The sequence below is a fragment of the Kordia sp. genome (assembly GCF_965283645.1).
Lineage (GTDB): Bacteria > Bacteroidota > Bacteroidia > Flavobacteriales > Flavobacteriaceae > Kordia.
On record NZ_CBDIPG010000001.1, the window covers coordinates 545697 to 561343 of the forward strand.

The 15647-nt window shown below is 35.2% G+C and carries 12 protein-coding genes; 1 reads left to right on the forward strand and 11 read right to left on the reverse strand.

Translation table 11 applies throughout. The annotated features are described in order from the left end of the window. Window positions 1-83: 83 nt before the first annotated feature. Window positions 84-1325: a mechanosensitive ion channel family protein gene (locus tag ACQ654_RS02305; RefSeq protein ID WP_430408696.1), complete on the forward strand. Its 1242-nt coding sequence runs from the start codon at window positions 84-86 to the stop codon at window positions 1323-1325. A gap of 82 nt (window positions 1326-1407) precedes the next feature. Here the strand turns inward: ACQ654_RS02305 and ACQ654_RS02310 are convergent, their stop codons facing one another. The 11 genes from ACQ654_RS02310 to ACQ654_RS02360 form a co-directional block, all read right to left on the reverse strand. Beyond that, entirely contained in the window at window positions 1408-1956 is a 549-nt protein-coding gene (locus ACQ654_RS02310; RefSeq protein WP_430408697.1) for an NUDIX hydrolase, read from the reverse strand. Between the two features lie 58 nt (window positions 1957-2014). Then, the gene (locus ACQ654_RS02315; protein ID WP_430408698.1) at window positions 2015-2179 is read right to left on the reverse strand and encodes a hypothetical protein; all 165 of its coding nucleotides are present in this window, start codon (window positions 2177-2179) and stop codon (window positions 2015-2017) included. Between the two features lie 33 nt (window positions 2180-2212). After that, complete coding sequence (locus tag ACQ654_RS02320; protein ID WP_430408699.1) at window positions 2213-3409, reverse strand: McrC family protein; 1197 nt, start codon at window positions 3407-3409, stop codon at window positions 2213-2215. 73 nt (window positions 3410-3482) lie between these two features. Next, complete coding sequence (locus tag ACQ654_RS02325; RefSeq protein WP_430408700.1) at window positions 3483-6002, reverse strand: McrB family protein; 2520 nt, start codon at window positions 6000-6002, stop codon at window positions 3483-3485. Between the two features lie 42 nt (window positions 6003-6044). Then, window positions 6045-6452: a hypothetical protein gene (locus tag ACQ654_RS02330; protein WP_430408701.1), complete on the reverse strand. Its 408-nt coding sequence runs from the start codon at window positions 6450-6452 to the stop codon at window positions 6045-6047. A gap of 117 nt (window positions 6453-6569) precedes the next feature. Then, on the reverse strand, window positions 6570-7277 hold the full coding sequence (locus ACQ654_RS02335) for a M48 family metallopeptidase (RefSeq protein ID WP_430408702.1): 708 nt from the start codon (window positions 7275-7277) through the stop codon (window positions 6570-6572). Between the two features lie 2 nt (window positions 7278-7279). Next, complete coding sequence (locus ACQ654_RS02340) at window positions 7280-10531, reverse strand: type I restriction endonuclease subunit R (RefSeq protein ID WP_430408703.1); 3252 nt, start codon at window positions 10529-10531, stop codon at window positions 7280-7282. 236 nt (window positions 10532-10767) lie between these two features. Continuing rightward, a complete protein-coding gene (locus ACQ654_RS02345) occupies window positions 10768-12072 on the reverse strand; it encodes a restriction endonuclease subunit S (protein WP_430408704.1) in 1305 nt (434 codons plus the stop codon). 1 nt (window position 12073) lies between these two features. Further along, window positions 12074-13561, reverse strand: coding sequence for a type I restriction-modification system subunit M (locus ACQ654_RS02350; RefSeq protein WP_430408705.1), 1488 nt, complete (start codon window positions 13559-13561; stop codon window positions 12074-12076). Window positions 13562-13648: 87 nt separating this feature from the next. Next, window positions 13649-14908 carry a DUF6161 domain-containing protein gene (locus ACQ654_RS02355; RefSeq protein ID WP_430408706.1) on the reverse strand — a complete coding sequence of 420 codons (1260 nt, stop codon included), beginning with the start codon at window positions 14906-14908 and terminating at the stop codon, window positions 13649-13651. A 190-nt stretch (window positions 14909-15098) separates the two neighbouring features. Further along, window positions 15099-15587 carry an HU family DNA-binding protein gene (locus ACQ654_RS02360; RefSeq protein WP_430408707.1) on the reverse strand — a complete coding sequence of 163 codons (489 nt, stop codon included), beginning with the start codon at window positions 15585-15587 and terminating at the stop codon, window positions 15099-15101. Window positions 15588-15647: the final 60 nt, after the last annotated feature.

A 15647-nucleotide genomic window follows, 5' to 3' on the forward strand; every position in this document is an offset into this window, starting at 1 on the left:
GAAAATCACTATTGTTTTTGGAAAGTGTCATATTCTTAGACGATCTTCGGTAGAAATTTTATCTTTGCCCAAAAATAATCCACATGGGCGAGCAACAACTTTTTACGGCTGTATATGATTTTTTAATTGCCAATGATTTTAGTGAACGAATAGCTGTCAACGTTAATTTATTTGTATCCATAATCGTAGTATTAGGACTGGCTTTTTTGGTTGATTATGTTATTAAGCGTTTGTTAATTGCTATTGTACAACGCGCGGCTGAGAAGAGTAAAAATCATTTTGATGATTTCTTAGTAAAAAATAAAACACCACAATATGTAGCGCATTTATTACCTGCACTTTTAATAGCGCAGACAATGCCTTATGTATTTATTCACTTTGAAGAGTTTCAACAAAATTCGTTGCATATAATCAATTTATTGTTGATCATATTAGTGATTCAGGTAATTAGAAGCATTCTGAATTCACTTCGTGATTATTTAAAAACATTAAGCTCTTTTAAAGATAAACCAATTGATAGCTACATTCAGGTATTCATGATTTTTGTGTGGATGATTGGATTGGTTACGGCATTTACCATAATTACAGGACAATCTATTCTTACGTTTATTACCACTTTAGGAGCTTTATCTGCTGTAATCCTATTGATTTTTAGAGATTCTATTCTTGGTTTTGTAGCCAGTATTCAAGTTGCTGTAAACGATATGGTACGTATTGGTGATTGGATTACGATGGAAAAATATGGTGCTGATGGTGATGTAATTGAAATTAACTTGGCTACCGTAAAAGTTCAGAATTTTGATAAAACCATTACTACCATTCCTACCTACGCATTAATTTCTGATTCATTTAAGAATTGGCGCGGCATGAATGAATCTGACGGACGCCGCATAAAACGTGCAATTATTTTGAAAGCACACAGTATTCATTACTTGAGTGATGAAGAAATTTCGGAATTGAAAAAGATAGAATTAATCTCTGATTATTTAGATCACAGACAAAAAGATATAAAAGAGTTTAATACATCCAAAGCCGCGGATAAATCTATTTTGATCAACGGACGCAATATGACAAACATTGGTGTGTTTCGTAAGTATATAGAAGAATATTTAGAAAAACACCCAGCTATTAACGAGAACATGATGATTATGAGTCGTCAGTTGCCACAAACACCACAAGGAGTTCCGTTAGAAATTTATGCGTTTAGTAAAGATAAAGTGTGGAAAAACTACGAATATATTATGGGTGATATTTTTGATCATTTGTTAGCGGCTGTTCCTTATTTTTATTTGGAAACATATGAGTTGAATATTGCCGACCGTTAGAAGCACTTCGCTTTGGTCTTAGTTATTGGTTATTGGTTATTGGTTATAAAATTAACGAATTAACAAAACAACAAATCAGTAACTAACAAAATAAATCATTCAACTTCTCAAAAACCTCAACAGCATAGGCTTTGTTAAACGGAACGTACTTTTTGGCAAGTTCAGCATCTGCGAGTTCTGCTTGTACTTGTGCTAACGAAACTAACGTGACATCTGCGACTTCTTCTTTTTGGAGTTCAACTTGTAATGGAGCCTCTAGAATTTCGCAAGCAAATATGGTGATGAATTCACGATCGCGGTAGTCTTCGGCATGTTGGTAATCGATTCGGAAACGTCCAATATGTTGTAATTGATTTGATTTTATTGTGATTCCGAGTTCTTCTTTACATTCTCGTACAGCAGTTTGCACGGCATCTTCTCCACTACTGATATGTCCTGCTACAGAAACATCCCAACAGTTTGGAAAGTTTGGTTTGATGGCTGCGCGTAATTGCAAAACTACTTTTCCACTCTTGGTATACAACCACACATGTGTAGACGCATGAAAGTGTCCATGACGATGTGCTTCTCGCTTGGGAAGTATTTCACCTGTTCGTTTGCCGTTTTCGTCTAGGATGTCGATGAGTTCCATTTTTTGGGTCTTGGGTCTTGGGTCTTGGGTCTTAAAAGAAACGCTTTTCAATCTAAAATCAACAATCGTCAATCTTTTTTTGCTCTTTCGCTTTCTGCACAATCGCCTTTAGCCTCGCTTTGGTTGCTTCCTTTTCTGCGCGCTGTTTGTTGAGCTTGCGTTGCATGAGTTTGGTATGCTTGGCTTTGTTTTTGGTGTTTTTTTGTTTGTTGGGTTTTGGCATAAAACAAAGATATCATTTATTCATAAATGTAATTTAATCAATCACACCTATTTGTTGTAAAATGTTCCTTCCTAATTGTTTGTCAAAGATAAGTTTTTCTTTATCTCTGAAAACTGATATTTCACCAATTGCAGCCTGAATTCTTGGTATGTCAAAATCATTTGTATAATCATGAAACTGTAATGGTAATGCTTGGTGACTTGGATAAAGTAGTACACCTTTTTTACTATTCCAAAATTTACAATAGGTGTAAATTTGTCTAATGTCTTCCGAACCTGGTGTTTTTGTATTTTTCAATATTTTCCACTTCGTATCTAGAATATACGTTTCTTCTCCTTTGAAGATTACAATATCCGATTCTAATCGATTGGTTTGCCAAATGGGTTTTACATCTTTCTTCACAGTTAAATCAGTGTACTTGTGCGTTTCTCTTTTTAGAGCTTTCAATACATATTTCTCCCAAAGCGCATTCATATTGAATAATAAAGCAATCATTTCCTGCTTTCCATCAGCAATATCTGGTCCAAGGTTCAAAATGATGACTTTGGCTAGTTGTATTGCTTTTTCATAATGTGCATTCTTACGGGTAATCTTTATACTATCCAGTTCTTTTTTAGTAATGGTTCTATTTGAGAACTCAGGAAACTGAAGTAATAACTTTTGACAGTTTTTATACAATTCTGTTCCTTTGTTTTTATCTGCTATAATTTCTAATGCACGTACCAATACAAAATGTAATATATGTGCAAGTGTATATTGCTTTTGAGTGGTGTAAAAGCGTGTTTTGTCAATTAAATTTTTAGTGCAATGCTTTTCAAACTTCAACTGCCCTTTTAATACTTTCTGATTGGCTTCTGATGAAATGTAACGCTTTATCAATCCTTTGCGTATTAATGCTTTAATTTCTTTCACGTACGCTTCAAAAAAGATATCTAATAAATGTACTTTTTGAGCGCGTACGCTCGCCGTATCAGTTTGTTTTATATTGACATCTTCTGTGATTCTTAAAATTTCTATAAGCACATCACGCCACAACTTTTTATCTTCGCTTGTTTTATCAATCTTCGGAAGTATCTCAATGATAACATCTTCAATCTGTATCACTCCAACATAACTTGAAAACTTTACTGTGTTACCAGTAATTTTAAAAAAGGAAGCTTCATGCCTACTATTAAAGTCATGTAAAGCCTTTAAATGCTCTTTTTCAAACAGAACCTCTACGCCATTCATATTTGTATACGAATGCTTCACAGTTAATTTTTCGTGTTCAAAGACTTGTATGAGTTTGGTTGCTCTCAATATTTTATAAGTTTATCTTTGTCGTTTTCGCTAATAAACCTGCTTCATTTAAAGCGTCTTTAAACAAATCTTCATCAAAGTGATACACTAAGTCGTATCTAATTTTTGGATCAACTTCTGTATCTGAATTGTAATCAGGAGCAAACTCTACTTCTGTATTTTGTATCGCAATAAAACCTGCGCCCAATACCATTCCTATTTTATCATAATCATTGTAAAAGTATTCTTGTAGCAACGGAATAAGTTTCTTATTAAAAACTTCCATCAACTCCGCAACAGTATCTAAATCTATAAAGTACGAATGCCCAATTTGATGTTCTCTGTCCAACAAAGCAACAAGCCTATTATTTATAGTTTGTAATAAATATTTGGTACTAATACCTTCAATAGGTTTCAAAACTTCATAATCTGGTAGCATTTCTACAAAGGCAAAACGTCTACGCAAAGCATTGTCTAGGGTTTCTACGCTTCTGTCTGCGGTATTCATGGTACCAATGATGTATAAGTTGTTCGGAACACTGAATGATTTTTTAGAATATGGAAGATCCAAACTTAACTCATTGGCATTACCCTTTCGCTTGTCTTTCTCTATCAACGTAATAAGTTCGCCAAAAATATTGGAAATATTACCACGGTTAATTTCATCAATAAACAGCGCATACGGATTATTAGGATCTTTCTCCGCAAGTTCACAAATTTCTTTAAATTTACCTTTTTGTATTTCGTAAGCAATCTCTGTTTGCGCCGCATCTTCACTAACCATTACAGGCTTAATTCCTTCAATAAAATCCTCATAACTAAACGATTGATGAAAAGAAACAAATCGATAACGTTTAATACTTTGTGCCTTCTCGGGTTCATAACTTAAAATATCCATTAAAAGGATTTGAAGGTTTTCAATCAATTCTTTTTTCTCTTCTACTATAAACCAATTGGACTTTGAAGTACTTTTATTAAATATTAATGGATCAGTTCTTCTAGTAAAGTTTACAGTTTTACTATTTTCTATGGTATGTGCTTGTAATTGTCCCCATAAAATAGCATTTATATTATTTGAAGATGAAATGCTACTTTTTATTAAAACAAATTCATGCACTTTTATATCTGCTACTTTGCAAGGCTTTCCTATATTTAACATTGCCATGGCAATGACTTCCCACCAGCTCAATTCACTTATAATATTATCTACATATTGCTTTCTCGTAACTTGTTCTTTGCTTGTTGTAAAAAGTTTAAAGTATTCATTTTGGAGTTTATACGTCTTCCCTGTTCCGGGTGGACCATATAGAATGGTATTTAGTGATAAATCACCCAAGTCAACACCTAACATTGCATTCTCTTGTGATTCATTATTTTGCTGATTATTGTTTTTGCTATGAAATATTAAGTCAATATTATCTTTATTTATAACCTTATCTATCGTTTTTCGATACGTAGCGCGTCCTTTTAAAGTAAAAGGTTCAAAATCTTTTTGCCAATCTACAATGAGTGTATTTTTTGCAATATGCTCTATTACCGTTCCAATGTTGTATATTTCACTTACCGCTACAGAGTTCCCTTTTTCATCTTTTTCAGTATAACTAGTTTTTAATGCTAATTGATCTCCTTCTTTAATATTACTTATAACGTCTTGATATTTGTTATCATATCCATTCTGCCAAATACCTTCTTCAATAAAACGTTCTAACTGACTTTCAGCTCCCCAATGAAAACCAACACTATAATAGTTTTGGTTTTTATAATTTTCGCCATTATTTATTTCTTCTTCAGCGTGTAACTTTATCCGGTTTTCTTTCGTTCCAAGTTTGTATAGTTTTTCCTGTTTAGGTAAAGCTTCTCGTTCTTTTTTCTTTAATTCTTCACTATATTTCCAAGCCTCATGAGATATTTCACTGAAAGATTTTGCTGAAATAGATTTTACATTTGTAATAAATTTTAAATAATCACTGAACTGTACGGAATTTAATTCCAAATTATATTTTTCCTTAAGATATACTTTCGTGTGTTGATCTATCGGTAGATAATCATTAGGCATATACCAAAACATTCCTTGTGTCATTTTAGTAAATGCTGTATGCTTTATTTTTAATACTTCTGAGAATAAATCATCAGACACTTTTCCAGTCTGCATTTCATTAAATAAATCCCATAACAATTCCACATCTTCCTTTCCTCTTTCATATCTATATGGAAAAAACCAACTTTTTTGTTTGTTGGGATTAGGAACTCCTAAATAATCTTTTGGCAAAGGTTGCTTTATACTCCACAGCTGTTTTATTTTGGCAAAGTATTGATTTCTCTTCTCATCCCCGTATTTTAAAAACATTGCCAGAAATGTAAAAGGATCTATTTCATTTAATTTAACAGGAGTTTCTTCATTGTATTTATCTTCCAAACCCGAAGGTATAGGAACATAACCAATTGCTTCCAACAAAAAAGTATCTGCTTTGTTTATTTTTGAACTTTTCTCAAATATATTTCTTCTTATTTTTTCAAAAAAAGGAATCCAAGTAAATTTTTCCATTCAATATTTTTTTATTACTAAATTTAATACTAGAACTATAATTTATATCAAACCTACTATTGTAGTTGCATCTTTATTATTTTCTATACTGTTTGCCGTTTTTGTTTTAGGCGAAGCTATTGATTTGATAACTAGATTATGATTGTAGGTCACTATCTTCTTAATAGGTTTTACAAACTTTATATTACTCGCACAGATTAAAATATCAACTTTAAGTGCTTCATACTTAATAATTGCTTCAATCAAATAAATAGAATAATCGCCCATCGTGAAGAAAGCAATCTTTTTTCCATGGTAAATTAAAACAGTTTCAAAATCTCTCTTATCTCCTCCTACTTGCTTCTTAGCAATAAAAACTGTTGCTCCTTTAGCTATTAGATCATCATATACTAAATTTAGCGTTGTTGTTTTTCCACAATTCCCTTCACCTCTTAATGCTATTATTCTCATAGTTCATTTGTTTAATTTTTAGGTTCCGAATATAATCTAAAGCTTATTGTTTAAGTTACGGTAAACCGTAAACCAACTCCATATTAAAATAAAAACCTAATCAAAAGCACTTCGCTTTCACACCATAAACTTCTCCAATTGCTGCTTTACTTTTTGCCAATTAGGATACATTTCTGTGAGTAGGTTATAAAACGCCATACTGTGGTTGTGATATTTTAAGTGGCAGAGTTCGTGTACTACTACATATTCAATACACTTTTTGGGAGCTTTTATAAGTTCGGTATTTAAGGTGATTTTGCCGCTTTTAGCACAACTTCCCCAACGTTTCTCCATCCAGCGCAGTTTTAGTGTTGGCGTGTTATTACTAAACGCTGTAGCCATTGGTACGTATTTTTCAAACAGTTTGTATATGTGTAGCAACGCTTTTGTATGATACCATAGCTTTAACAAATGCGCTATGCGTAGGACATCTTCTTTACTGTGTGTTTGCACTTCTATATAACCGCCTCTGAGCTTTACGCTTTCCGTAGCGGACACTACTACTTTAAGGCGGTATTGCCTGCCAAGGTATAAATGTGTTTCGCCACTCACATAGCGTCTTGGTGGTGTTAACGGGAAAAATGATAAAAAGAAATCTTGTTGTTTTAGTATCCAAGCGGCTTTGCTGTTTACTTTTTGTGTAATGGTTTCCTGCGTGGTATCTAACGGCGCTGTAACGGCTACTGACTTATCTGGATGCACTTTAATGCCCAAGGTTTTTCGGTCAGCAAAAGCTACGCGGTATTCTATCACAGAAGTGCCATATTGTAGTGTTTGTGTTTCCATAACTACTTATATCTACTTTCTGCTACCTTCATACAGTTTGCAATTAATGTTTCTATGAGTTTCCAATCGGGTGCTGTTTCGTACTTTTCTAGTATGTCGTATACGGCATCACCTATGGCAATATTCATTTTACCTTTAACATCTTCGTTTTTGTACCATTCTACTATTTTTTTGCCATCTATTTGCATGTGTTCTTGTATAATGGCGTCTACAGCTAAACCGACTTCTTCATGAAACGGAACTTTTAGCAATGCAATATCTTCAAATATCTTGTTACTAAAATCATAGAATATTGCTGCCGACTCATTTCCTTCTAACGCTTCAGGAATACTATTTTTTCTACCATTGTTAAACTCTTCTTCAAATTCTTTAGCACGCTTTAGGTATTCTGCTTCACTAATACGTTTTTGGTAGTATGCAGCAATGGTTTCTTTAATAAGTTCGGACAGTTTTTTATAAAAGATAGGATCTTCATCCATGCGCACACTAATACTTTTGTCTATTTGACTTGTAATGTAGTCTGCCTTCGCAGCATCTCCATGTAGCTTTTCTAGTGCTGCATCTCTTCCTTCTTTGCTAAACACATCTATTAAGTCCGTAATATTTACAACTTCACCTTCTGTAGAAATGTGTTGATTGATGAGCTTCTGAATTTTTGGTTCGTATTCTTTATAGTCTAAGTCGTCTCCAAACCGTCGCTTTACATCCATACGAAGCTTTAAGAAAAACTTCGCATCTTTTTTATATCCTTTTATTTTGTTTTCCGAAGTATTGTTTACATAGTGTACCGAAGACAATGCCATTTTTAAAAGCCTAGCAAAGTTGCTCAACTTCGTGTAAAACTTGTCACGAATATCTTTTGGTTGCAACAATTCCTCATACGCCGATGGCTCCAAGGTTTTGTTGCGCAATGTTTTAAAAATGTCCCACAATTCGGAATGTGCCTGTGGCAACTTCTTTGCTTCTTCTTCCATATTGGTTGCCATTCCTACGATGTCTTCTTCTTCAAAACCTAGTGAATTGGAATAGACTTCCAAAGCAGTATCTAAATGCTCCAAATTACCGTAGTAGTCAATAATATAACCATAGTCTTTGCCTGGTGCAACTCTGTTTACGCGGGCAATGGCTTGCAATAATGTATGTTCTGTTAATGATCTGCACAAGTATAATACTGTATTGTTGGGTGCGTCAAAACCGGTGAGAAGCTTGGCAACTACAATGAGTATTTCAGGATGTTCTCTGTGTTTAAAATCATTGATAATGCTTTTTTCATAACTTTTGATATCGCCATACTTATCTATCATGGCATTGAAGTATTCATCCTCGCGGCGTTTGTCTTCATTTACATTGTAAAAACCGTCTGTAGTTCCTTCACGTTGGTCGGATTGTGATACGACTACTGCCGAAGACACCATTCCAATATCATTTAAACACTCATGATATAGCAACGCCGTTTTTATGCTTGGCGCCACCAATTGTGCTTTTGGCTTGTATATATCATTGCTTGTCTGAAAAAACTGTGTGTAATGCTCACTAATATCCAACGCACGTTCTTGTATTACCAATGGTGCTTTGTTGAGTTCGTTTACAGTATTAAATTTTCGCTTTAGGCTCGCTTTTCCTTCTTCTGATAGTTTTGTAGCAATGCGGTCAAAATAACGGTTCAGTGGTTTTTCGTCTACCGTAATTAAGTTGTGTCTGCCTTCATACAGTAGTGGTACTACTGCACCATCGTTTACAGCATCTCTTACCGTGTATGGCGTGCCAATATAACCGCCAAACTTGTTTGCCGTACTTTTTTCCTTTTTCATTAACGGCGTTCCTGTAAAGGCTAAAAAACATGCGTTTGGAAATATCCGTTCCATATTTACGTTAAAAGTTCCGTATTGGGTACGATGACCTTCATCTATAAGCACAAAAATATCGGGCGAGGTAAACGGTGTTTTGCATTGCTTTACTGCCGCTTCAAATTTGTTGATAATGGTCGTAATGATAGCATCACTACTGTCTTGCAGTAATTCTGTTAAGTGCGTGCCTGTACGTGCCTGACGAACTTCTCGTTTACACTTTCTGAAGGTTTCCGATATTTGATCGTCCAAATCTATACGATCAGTTACCAAGATGATTTTAGGATTCAGAATGTTTTTAGGAGTAGCCAGCAATTGTGCCAACATGACCATAGTGAGCGATTTTCCACTTCCTTGCGTGTGCCACACGACGCCACCTTTGCGCTTGCCTTCACTAGTAATAGTTGCCACACGGTTTAGTATTCTGTTTACGGTGAAGTATTGTTGGTAGCGTGCTATTTTTTTGATGCCATTGTCATACAATACAAAGTTATGCATGATGTCTAGTAAACGTTTGGGATTGCAAAGACTGTGCAACAATTGGTCTTGTGCAGTAACTAGCCGTTCTTCTTTTTCTAGGGCATCAAAGTAGCTTTTTACATATTTAAAACGATCACTAAATAGTGCTTCTTTTTCTAATGCCGTTAGTGGCTTGTTTTTTAATTGCTGTACTAATTTTGCATCATTTTCTTCTGCCTTGGCACTTGTGTATTGTTCTTTCCATTTGCTCCAAAACTCTAAGGATGTTCCTGTAGTGGCATAGCTTCCTTCATTGGTGGCAATGCTGAGTAATAGGTTACTATATACATAGAGTCCGCGAATGCCATCTTTGCTAAAGTTGCGAATGTGTTGTTCCGAAGCCAACTCGGTAGGCGATTTGGTGCCGCTAAGCGCAGGACTTTTACACTCAATAACCACCATTGGAATACCGTTGATGAACAACACAATATCTGGACGATATTCCTTGCTGCTACCTGTGCGCAATACACTAAACTCTTCCGTAACATGATAGCTGTTGTTTTGCGGATGTTCCCAATCTACGTATTGTATGGTGTGGCTTTTTTTGTCGCCATCAATGGTTTGCTCAAAGGCTTTGCCAAGTGTAATGAGATTGTAAAATGCATTGTTGGCACTCATGAATCCGTTGTGCATGGGCAAATCTTTTAGTGCCGTGATTGCCGCATTGATGTTTCCTTCCGAGAAGTCATACGTGTTTCCTTTGCGTTGTATGCTGTTTAGCTTTTGTAGTTGCTTGCGCAATACGTCTTCAAAGAGTACTTGCGAACTTTTGTTGCCACGCCACAGTTTTGCCTCATTGGGCGTAACATACGTATAGCCCATAGCAATGAGTAACTGCAATGCAGGTACTTGTGAAATATGATCTTCTTGAAACGAAGGTGTTTTCATGTATCTTTTTGTTTGCTGTCCAAATTGCTAAGGGGAATACTTTTTGGATGTTTATTCTACTTTTTAAGTATTGGGTATTAGGTTTTGGGTCGCTTTGCTTTTGGGTGTTTGGTGTTTGGTGTTTGGTGTTTATACTATATTTTAAATCATAACGTAAACTAGTAAACTTATAAACTAGTAAACTATATTCGCTATTCATTATTGATTTCTCAATACTCAATACTAAAACCTCAATACTAAACGGCAACACGTTTTTTCCCCGTAAGCAATTGCTGCATGAGTCCTTTTTTTTGTGTTTGTAATGATTGTAAATAGGCTTGGTAACTTTCTATTTCTTTATCTGCTTTGATTAATATGTTGGCAATGGCTTTTTGTTCTGCTAATGGCGGAATTGTTACTTTAAACTTTTTAAAATTAGAAGTTGAAAGTTCTAAGAAAGTACTACCTGAAGATTTCTTGATAAAATTATTCTTTTGAGAGCTAAGCAGATAATAAAAAAATTCAAAATCATTATTTTCATCTACATAAATATTCTTAAAACCTTGATTCGTTGATGATTTTTCTTTAACTATTGATAAATCTCCAATGGTTGCTCTTGTACAAATGATTATTGTATTTTTTGGAAATATTACGGCAGATGATTTTTTTATACCTTCTAAGGTTATTCTTCTTTGTGATTTTTCAACAAATTTTCCTGATTTAGATATTTCTGTTGGAGTGAACCAGTTTATGTTTCCATTCCAAAAATCAGCTTCTTTTGTACTTGGAGTTCCACCTGTATATATTTTACCTGTTTCATCCAATCTTGAAACACTCCATTCTTCAGAAAAACCAGCCAAACGTTTTTTTCCGCTTAATAACTCTTGTAAAAGTCCTTTTTTTCGCTTCCGCAGATTTGACAAGAGATTTGTTGTCGTTGTAATAGCTTTGTCCCACGTAGTGAGAATATTGGCTATTTGTTGTTGTTCTTTTAGTGGGGGAATAATCAAAGGCATTTTTTTCAATCTTGAACCTTTTATTCCTTTTACAGTTGAACCTGTAGATTCCAAAATCAGTTCTTTTTGAAAATTAAATGATAGTAGAAACCACTTTAAAAAATTATTACTAAGCTTTTCACTTGAAGAAGAAAGTTTGATTACTCTTTGTGCTAAAGCTATATTTTCTCTATCAATTTGAGCAACATTTCCCATTGGAGCTTCGGTAGTAATCAATACTTCTCCAAGACTTGGTTTTCCTCTAAACATAACATCTTCGTAGGAATCTTTTGAGATATATTCAACAGAGCATTTATAATCAATAAAACCCTTTTTAATATTCTTTGCTGTAACTAAAAATACTCCTTTATTAGTTTTTTTAGGTGTTTTACCTCTATAATCAACACCATTTGTATAATCAGAAATTTTCACAGCTTCCCAATCGTTTGGTATCATTCCAAGTTTGGTCATTTTGTAGCCGTGAGTCAATTCTGCGGAAGCGTCCACTTCGACAGGCTCAGTGACCGCCGTTGCTGTAGAGTTTTGATTTTTGTTTGTAGTTCCCATATTAAAATCCAAGTTGGTTTAGAAATTCCTGCATTTGGTTTTCTACGCTTGCCAAGGCTGCTTTTAGCTGTGTTATTTCTTGTTGTGTTTGGGCAATGTCTACAGGTGTTTCTTCCTCAAAAGTATCTACATAGCGCGGTATGTTGAGGTTGTAGTCGTTTTCTATAATTTCTTCCTTGGTGGCTATGTAGCTGTATTTGTCAATGGTTTCCCAAGTACTAAAGGTATTGTATATGGTATTGATGTCTTCTGTGCGCAGTTTGTTTTGGTTTTTACCGTTTTCAAAGTTATTGCTGGCATCTATAAATAATACATCGGTGTTTTGCTGTTTGTTTTTGTCAAAGATGAGTATGGCAGCTGGTATGCCCGTACCATAAAACAGATTGGCTGGCAAACCTACGACGGCTTTTAGCAAGTTTTCGTCAATGAGTTGTTTGCGTATTTTACCTTCGGAGCTTCCTCTAAAGAGTACGCCATGCGGTACTACTACGCCTGCCCTACCATGCTCGTTTAGTGTAGCAATCATGTGGGTTATAAAGGCATAGTCGCCTTTGCTTTTGGGTGGCACACCTCTGTGGAAACGCTTGTATTTGTCTGCGGCGGCAACATCTGCGCCCCATTTGTCCAACGAAAATGGCGGATTGGCAACGACGACATCAAATTTTATGAGTTCGTCGTTTGCCAATAGTTTGGGTGTGTTAATGGTGTCACCCCACTCAATGGTAGCGTTGTCCATTTCGTGCAAAAACATGTTCATCCGTGCCAATGCCCACGTGCTTCCGTTTACTTCCTGCCCGTAGAGTGATACGTTGGTGTTGCCAATTTCTTTAGCGGCTTTTAGGAGTAAAGAACCCGAACCACAGGTAGGATCGCATATTTTGTCGCCTTCTTTGGGTTGTACTAGTTTTGCCAATAGTGTTGATACTTCTGATGGTGTGTAGAACTCGCCTGCTTTTTTACCTGCACCAGCGGCAAAGCGCGAAATGAGGTATTCGTAGGCATCACCAATAATGTCGTTTCCTTCTAATACGCTTGGGCTAAGATTGAGTGTGTTGAAATCCGTCAATAAGTTTTTGAGTCTGCGGTTTCGCTCGGTGGCTTCGCCTAAGTTGGGCTCTGAGTTAAAGTCAATGTTACGGAACACTTTTTCTAGCTTGGAGCGGTTTTCTTCTTCAATGTCTTCAAGGGCAATGTTGATGAGTTCTCCTAAGTTGGTGGCGTTTCGTTGCTCATAGAGATAATCGAACGAGCTGTTTTCGGGCATTTTAAAGCGTTCGTGTTTTAGTGCACGCGCTACACGTACCATATCATTGTTGTATTTCTTTTTGTAGTCTTCCTTTTTTTCCTTGTGCACATCGGTAATGTACTTTATGAAGAGCATGGTAAGGATGTAGTTTTTGTATTGCCCAGCATCAATGGTACCTCGGAAGCTGTCGCAGGCTTTCCATACTTGGTTGTTGATTTCTTCTTGTGTTGTTATTTTGTTCATTGTTTTTTTTGGTGTTGGGTTATCTGTTGTGGGTTGTGGGTTGTGGGTTGTGGGTTAAGAAAAAAAATGTTTTTGGAAATCTTTATATTATTTAGAGAGTTTATCTAGAATATTTCCCGGCATTGTTGGTGAAGTGTCTGATTTTAGTAATCCAGAGTCTGCCCTGCTAAATAATGACTGTAAAACTAGGTGGCGTTCTTTTTCATCTATATTTTTATCCTGCTTTAGTGCTAAGTATACATAGGTAAGTTGTTTTCGTTCTTCTGCATCACGTGCTAAATGGAAAGAACTGAACATTAGTTTGGTAAAGGTGCGAATACCAAATGCCAAGAAAGATATTAAGGTAATAAATACAATAGACCAGCGAATGGCAAGTCCTGTTCTTTCATAAAGTTCTTTCAATGTTCCATCTGATATAAAGTATAGGATTAATGTAAGTATTGTTACTGCAATTACAGAGCAACCAATAAGCCAATATGACCACTTTTTTCCTTCTTTACGCAGTTGTATTGCTCTTTTATCCCAGTACTGCACAGGTGCTTCTAGTTTTAGTTTTTCTGTGTAGAGGTCTTCTTTGTCTTTGATGGTTTGTTTGCTTTGTTCGTCAAAGGTTTGGAAGGCTTTTTGGGTTTTGGTAAGCCATCTATCATAGTCTCGTCGTTCAGTATCAAACCAACTTTCAAATTTCTCTGTGCTTCGACCGTCGAAACTTGTCAGTTTATGCTCTGCTTCTTGTATTAGTGCGTCAAACTCATCTCTTATTGCTAGCAAGCTTTTCTTTTCGGCTTCGCTTCTCTTTATATAATCGTTCTCGTTTCTTCTGAACTCATATAGTTCTTGTAAAAAAAAGAAGTCATCAGAGTCTAGATTTTCTATCTTTTCGCCTGCTAAATAGCTAGCTGCCTTGTGTACTTTACTTTCGTCTCTTTTGTGTAGGTTTGTCAGAAACTCTGTTGTAGGTGCATCATAGGTAAATATGTATTCATCATTATACGACTTTTGTCGTAGCATTATAATACCTGCAGTTGCTGTGTCTCCGTTATTATTGTATCTATCTCTATTCTCATGAAAATTATTATTTATAAACTTATTGAATAACTCTAATATTTCGTGGAAGTATAATTTGGAGTTTTCAAAATATTCAATTACATCTTCTTGAGTATCCCAACCTTTATATTGCTTTAGCACAAAACGATATAAATTGATAAAACCATTTATAGGTTTGTGAACATTAACTATTGGGTAATCAACTGTAGCTCCAAATCTTTCTAATCTTTGTTTTGTTTGTTTTGTTTGTGGTACTAAATCAATCTTTTTTATTAGCTCTTCCACTGTTATATAATCCATAGTACGTTTCAGTTTTCAATCATATGTAGGACAAAAGTAAGTAATGTTACAAATACTATTCATTTACTTACTGATATACAGGAAAAAATCTTTCAAATACTATATATTGGGCACAAAAAAAAGCACCATTGTAAAATTAATTACAATGATGCTTTCTCAATACTCAATACTCAATACTAAAAACTCTAACCTAACTACTTATTTTACTATACTCTAAGGTTTTGAGCATTGTTTTGAGTTCCTTGCCAGGACGATAGCGTACTTTAGCACTTTTTATGTTGCTTGCGGTTACTTCTTCGGGCGTGTCCGACGGATCACTGCTTACCGAAATGGAAAACATTCCTAGTTTTCCTAAGCGCACACTTCTGCCCTCTTTGAGTTCGCCTTGGATTGCATTGACCAAACCAATGATAACTGCGTAGATATCATTTTGACGTACTGTGGAACCATCACCTACAAGTTCTGCAAGTCTGTCTATATCTACTGTTCCGTTATTGATAGCTATTGCATAGCTTTTTGGTGCTGCTAATAAATCGCGAGGATTTTTACGTTGAATTACTTTGAAATTCACTGCCATAATCGTTTCTTTTTTAATTAATAATAGTAGAAAAGTAGCAAAACGTATTGGCTTATGCACTACAAACTTTGTAAGCGTAGCGTTTTGTTTGTGAGCGTTCAATTTTAAGATTTTTTTAGCAAGAAAATAGTTGTAAAGCGGTTGAAACGCTTATTTTGCATT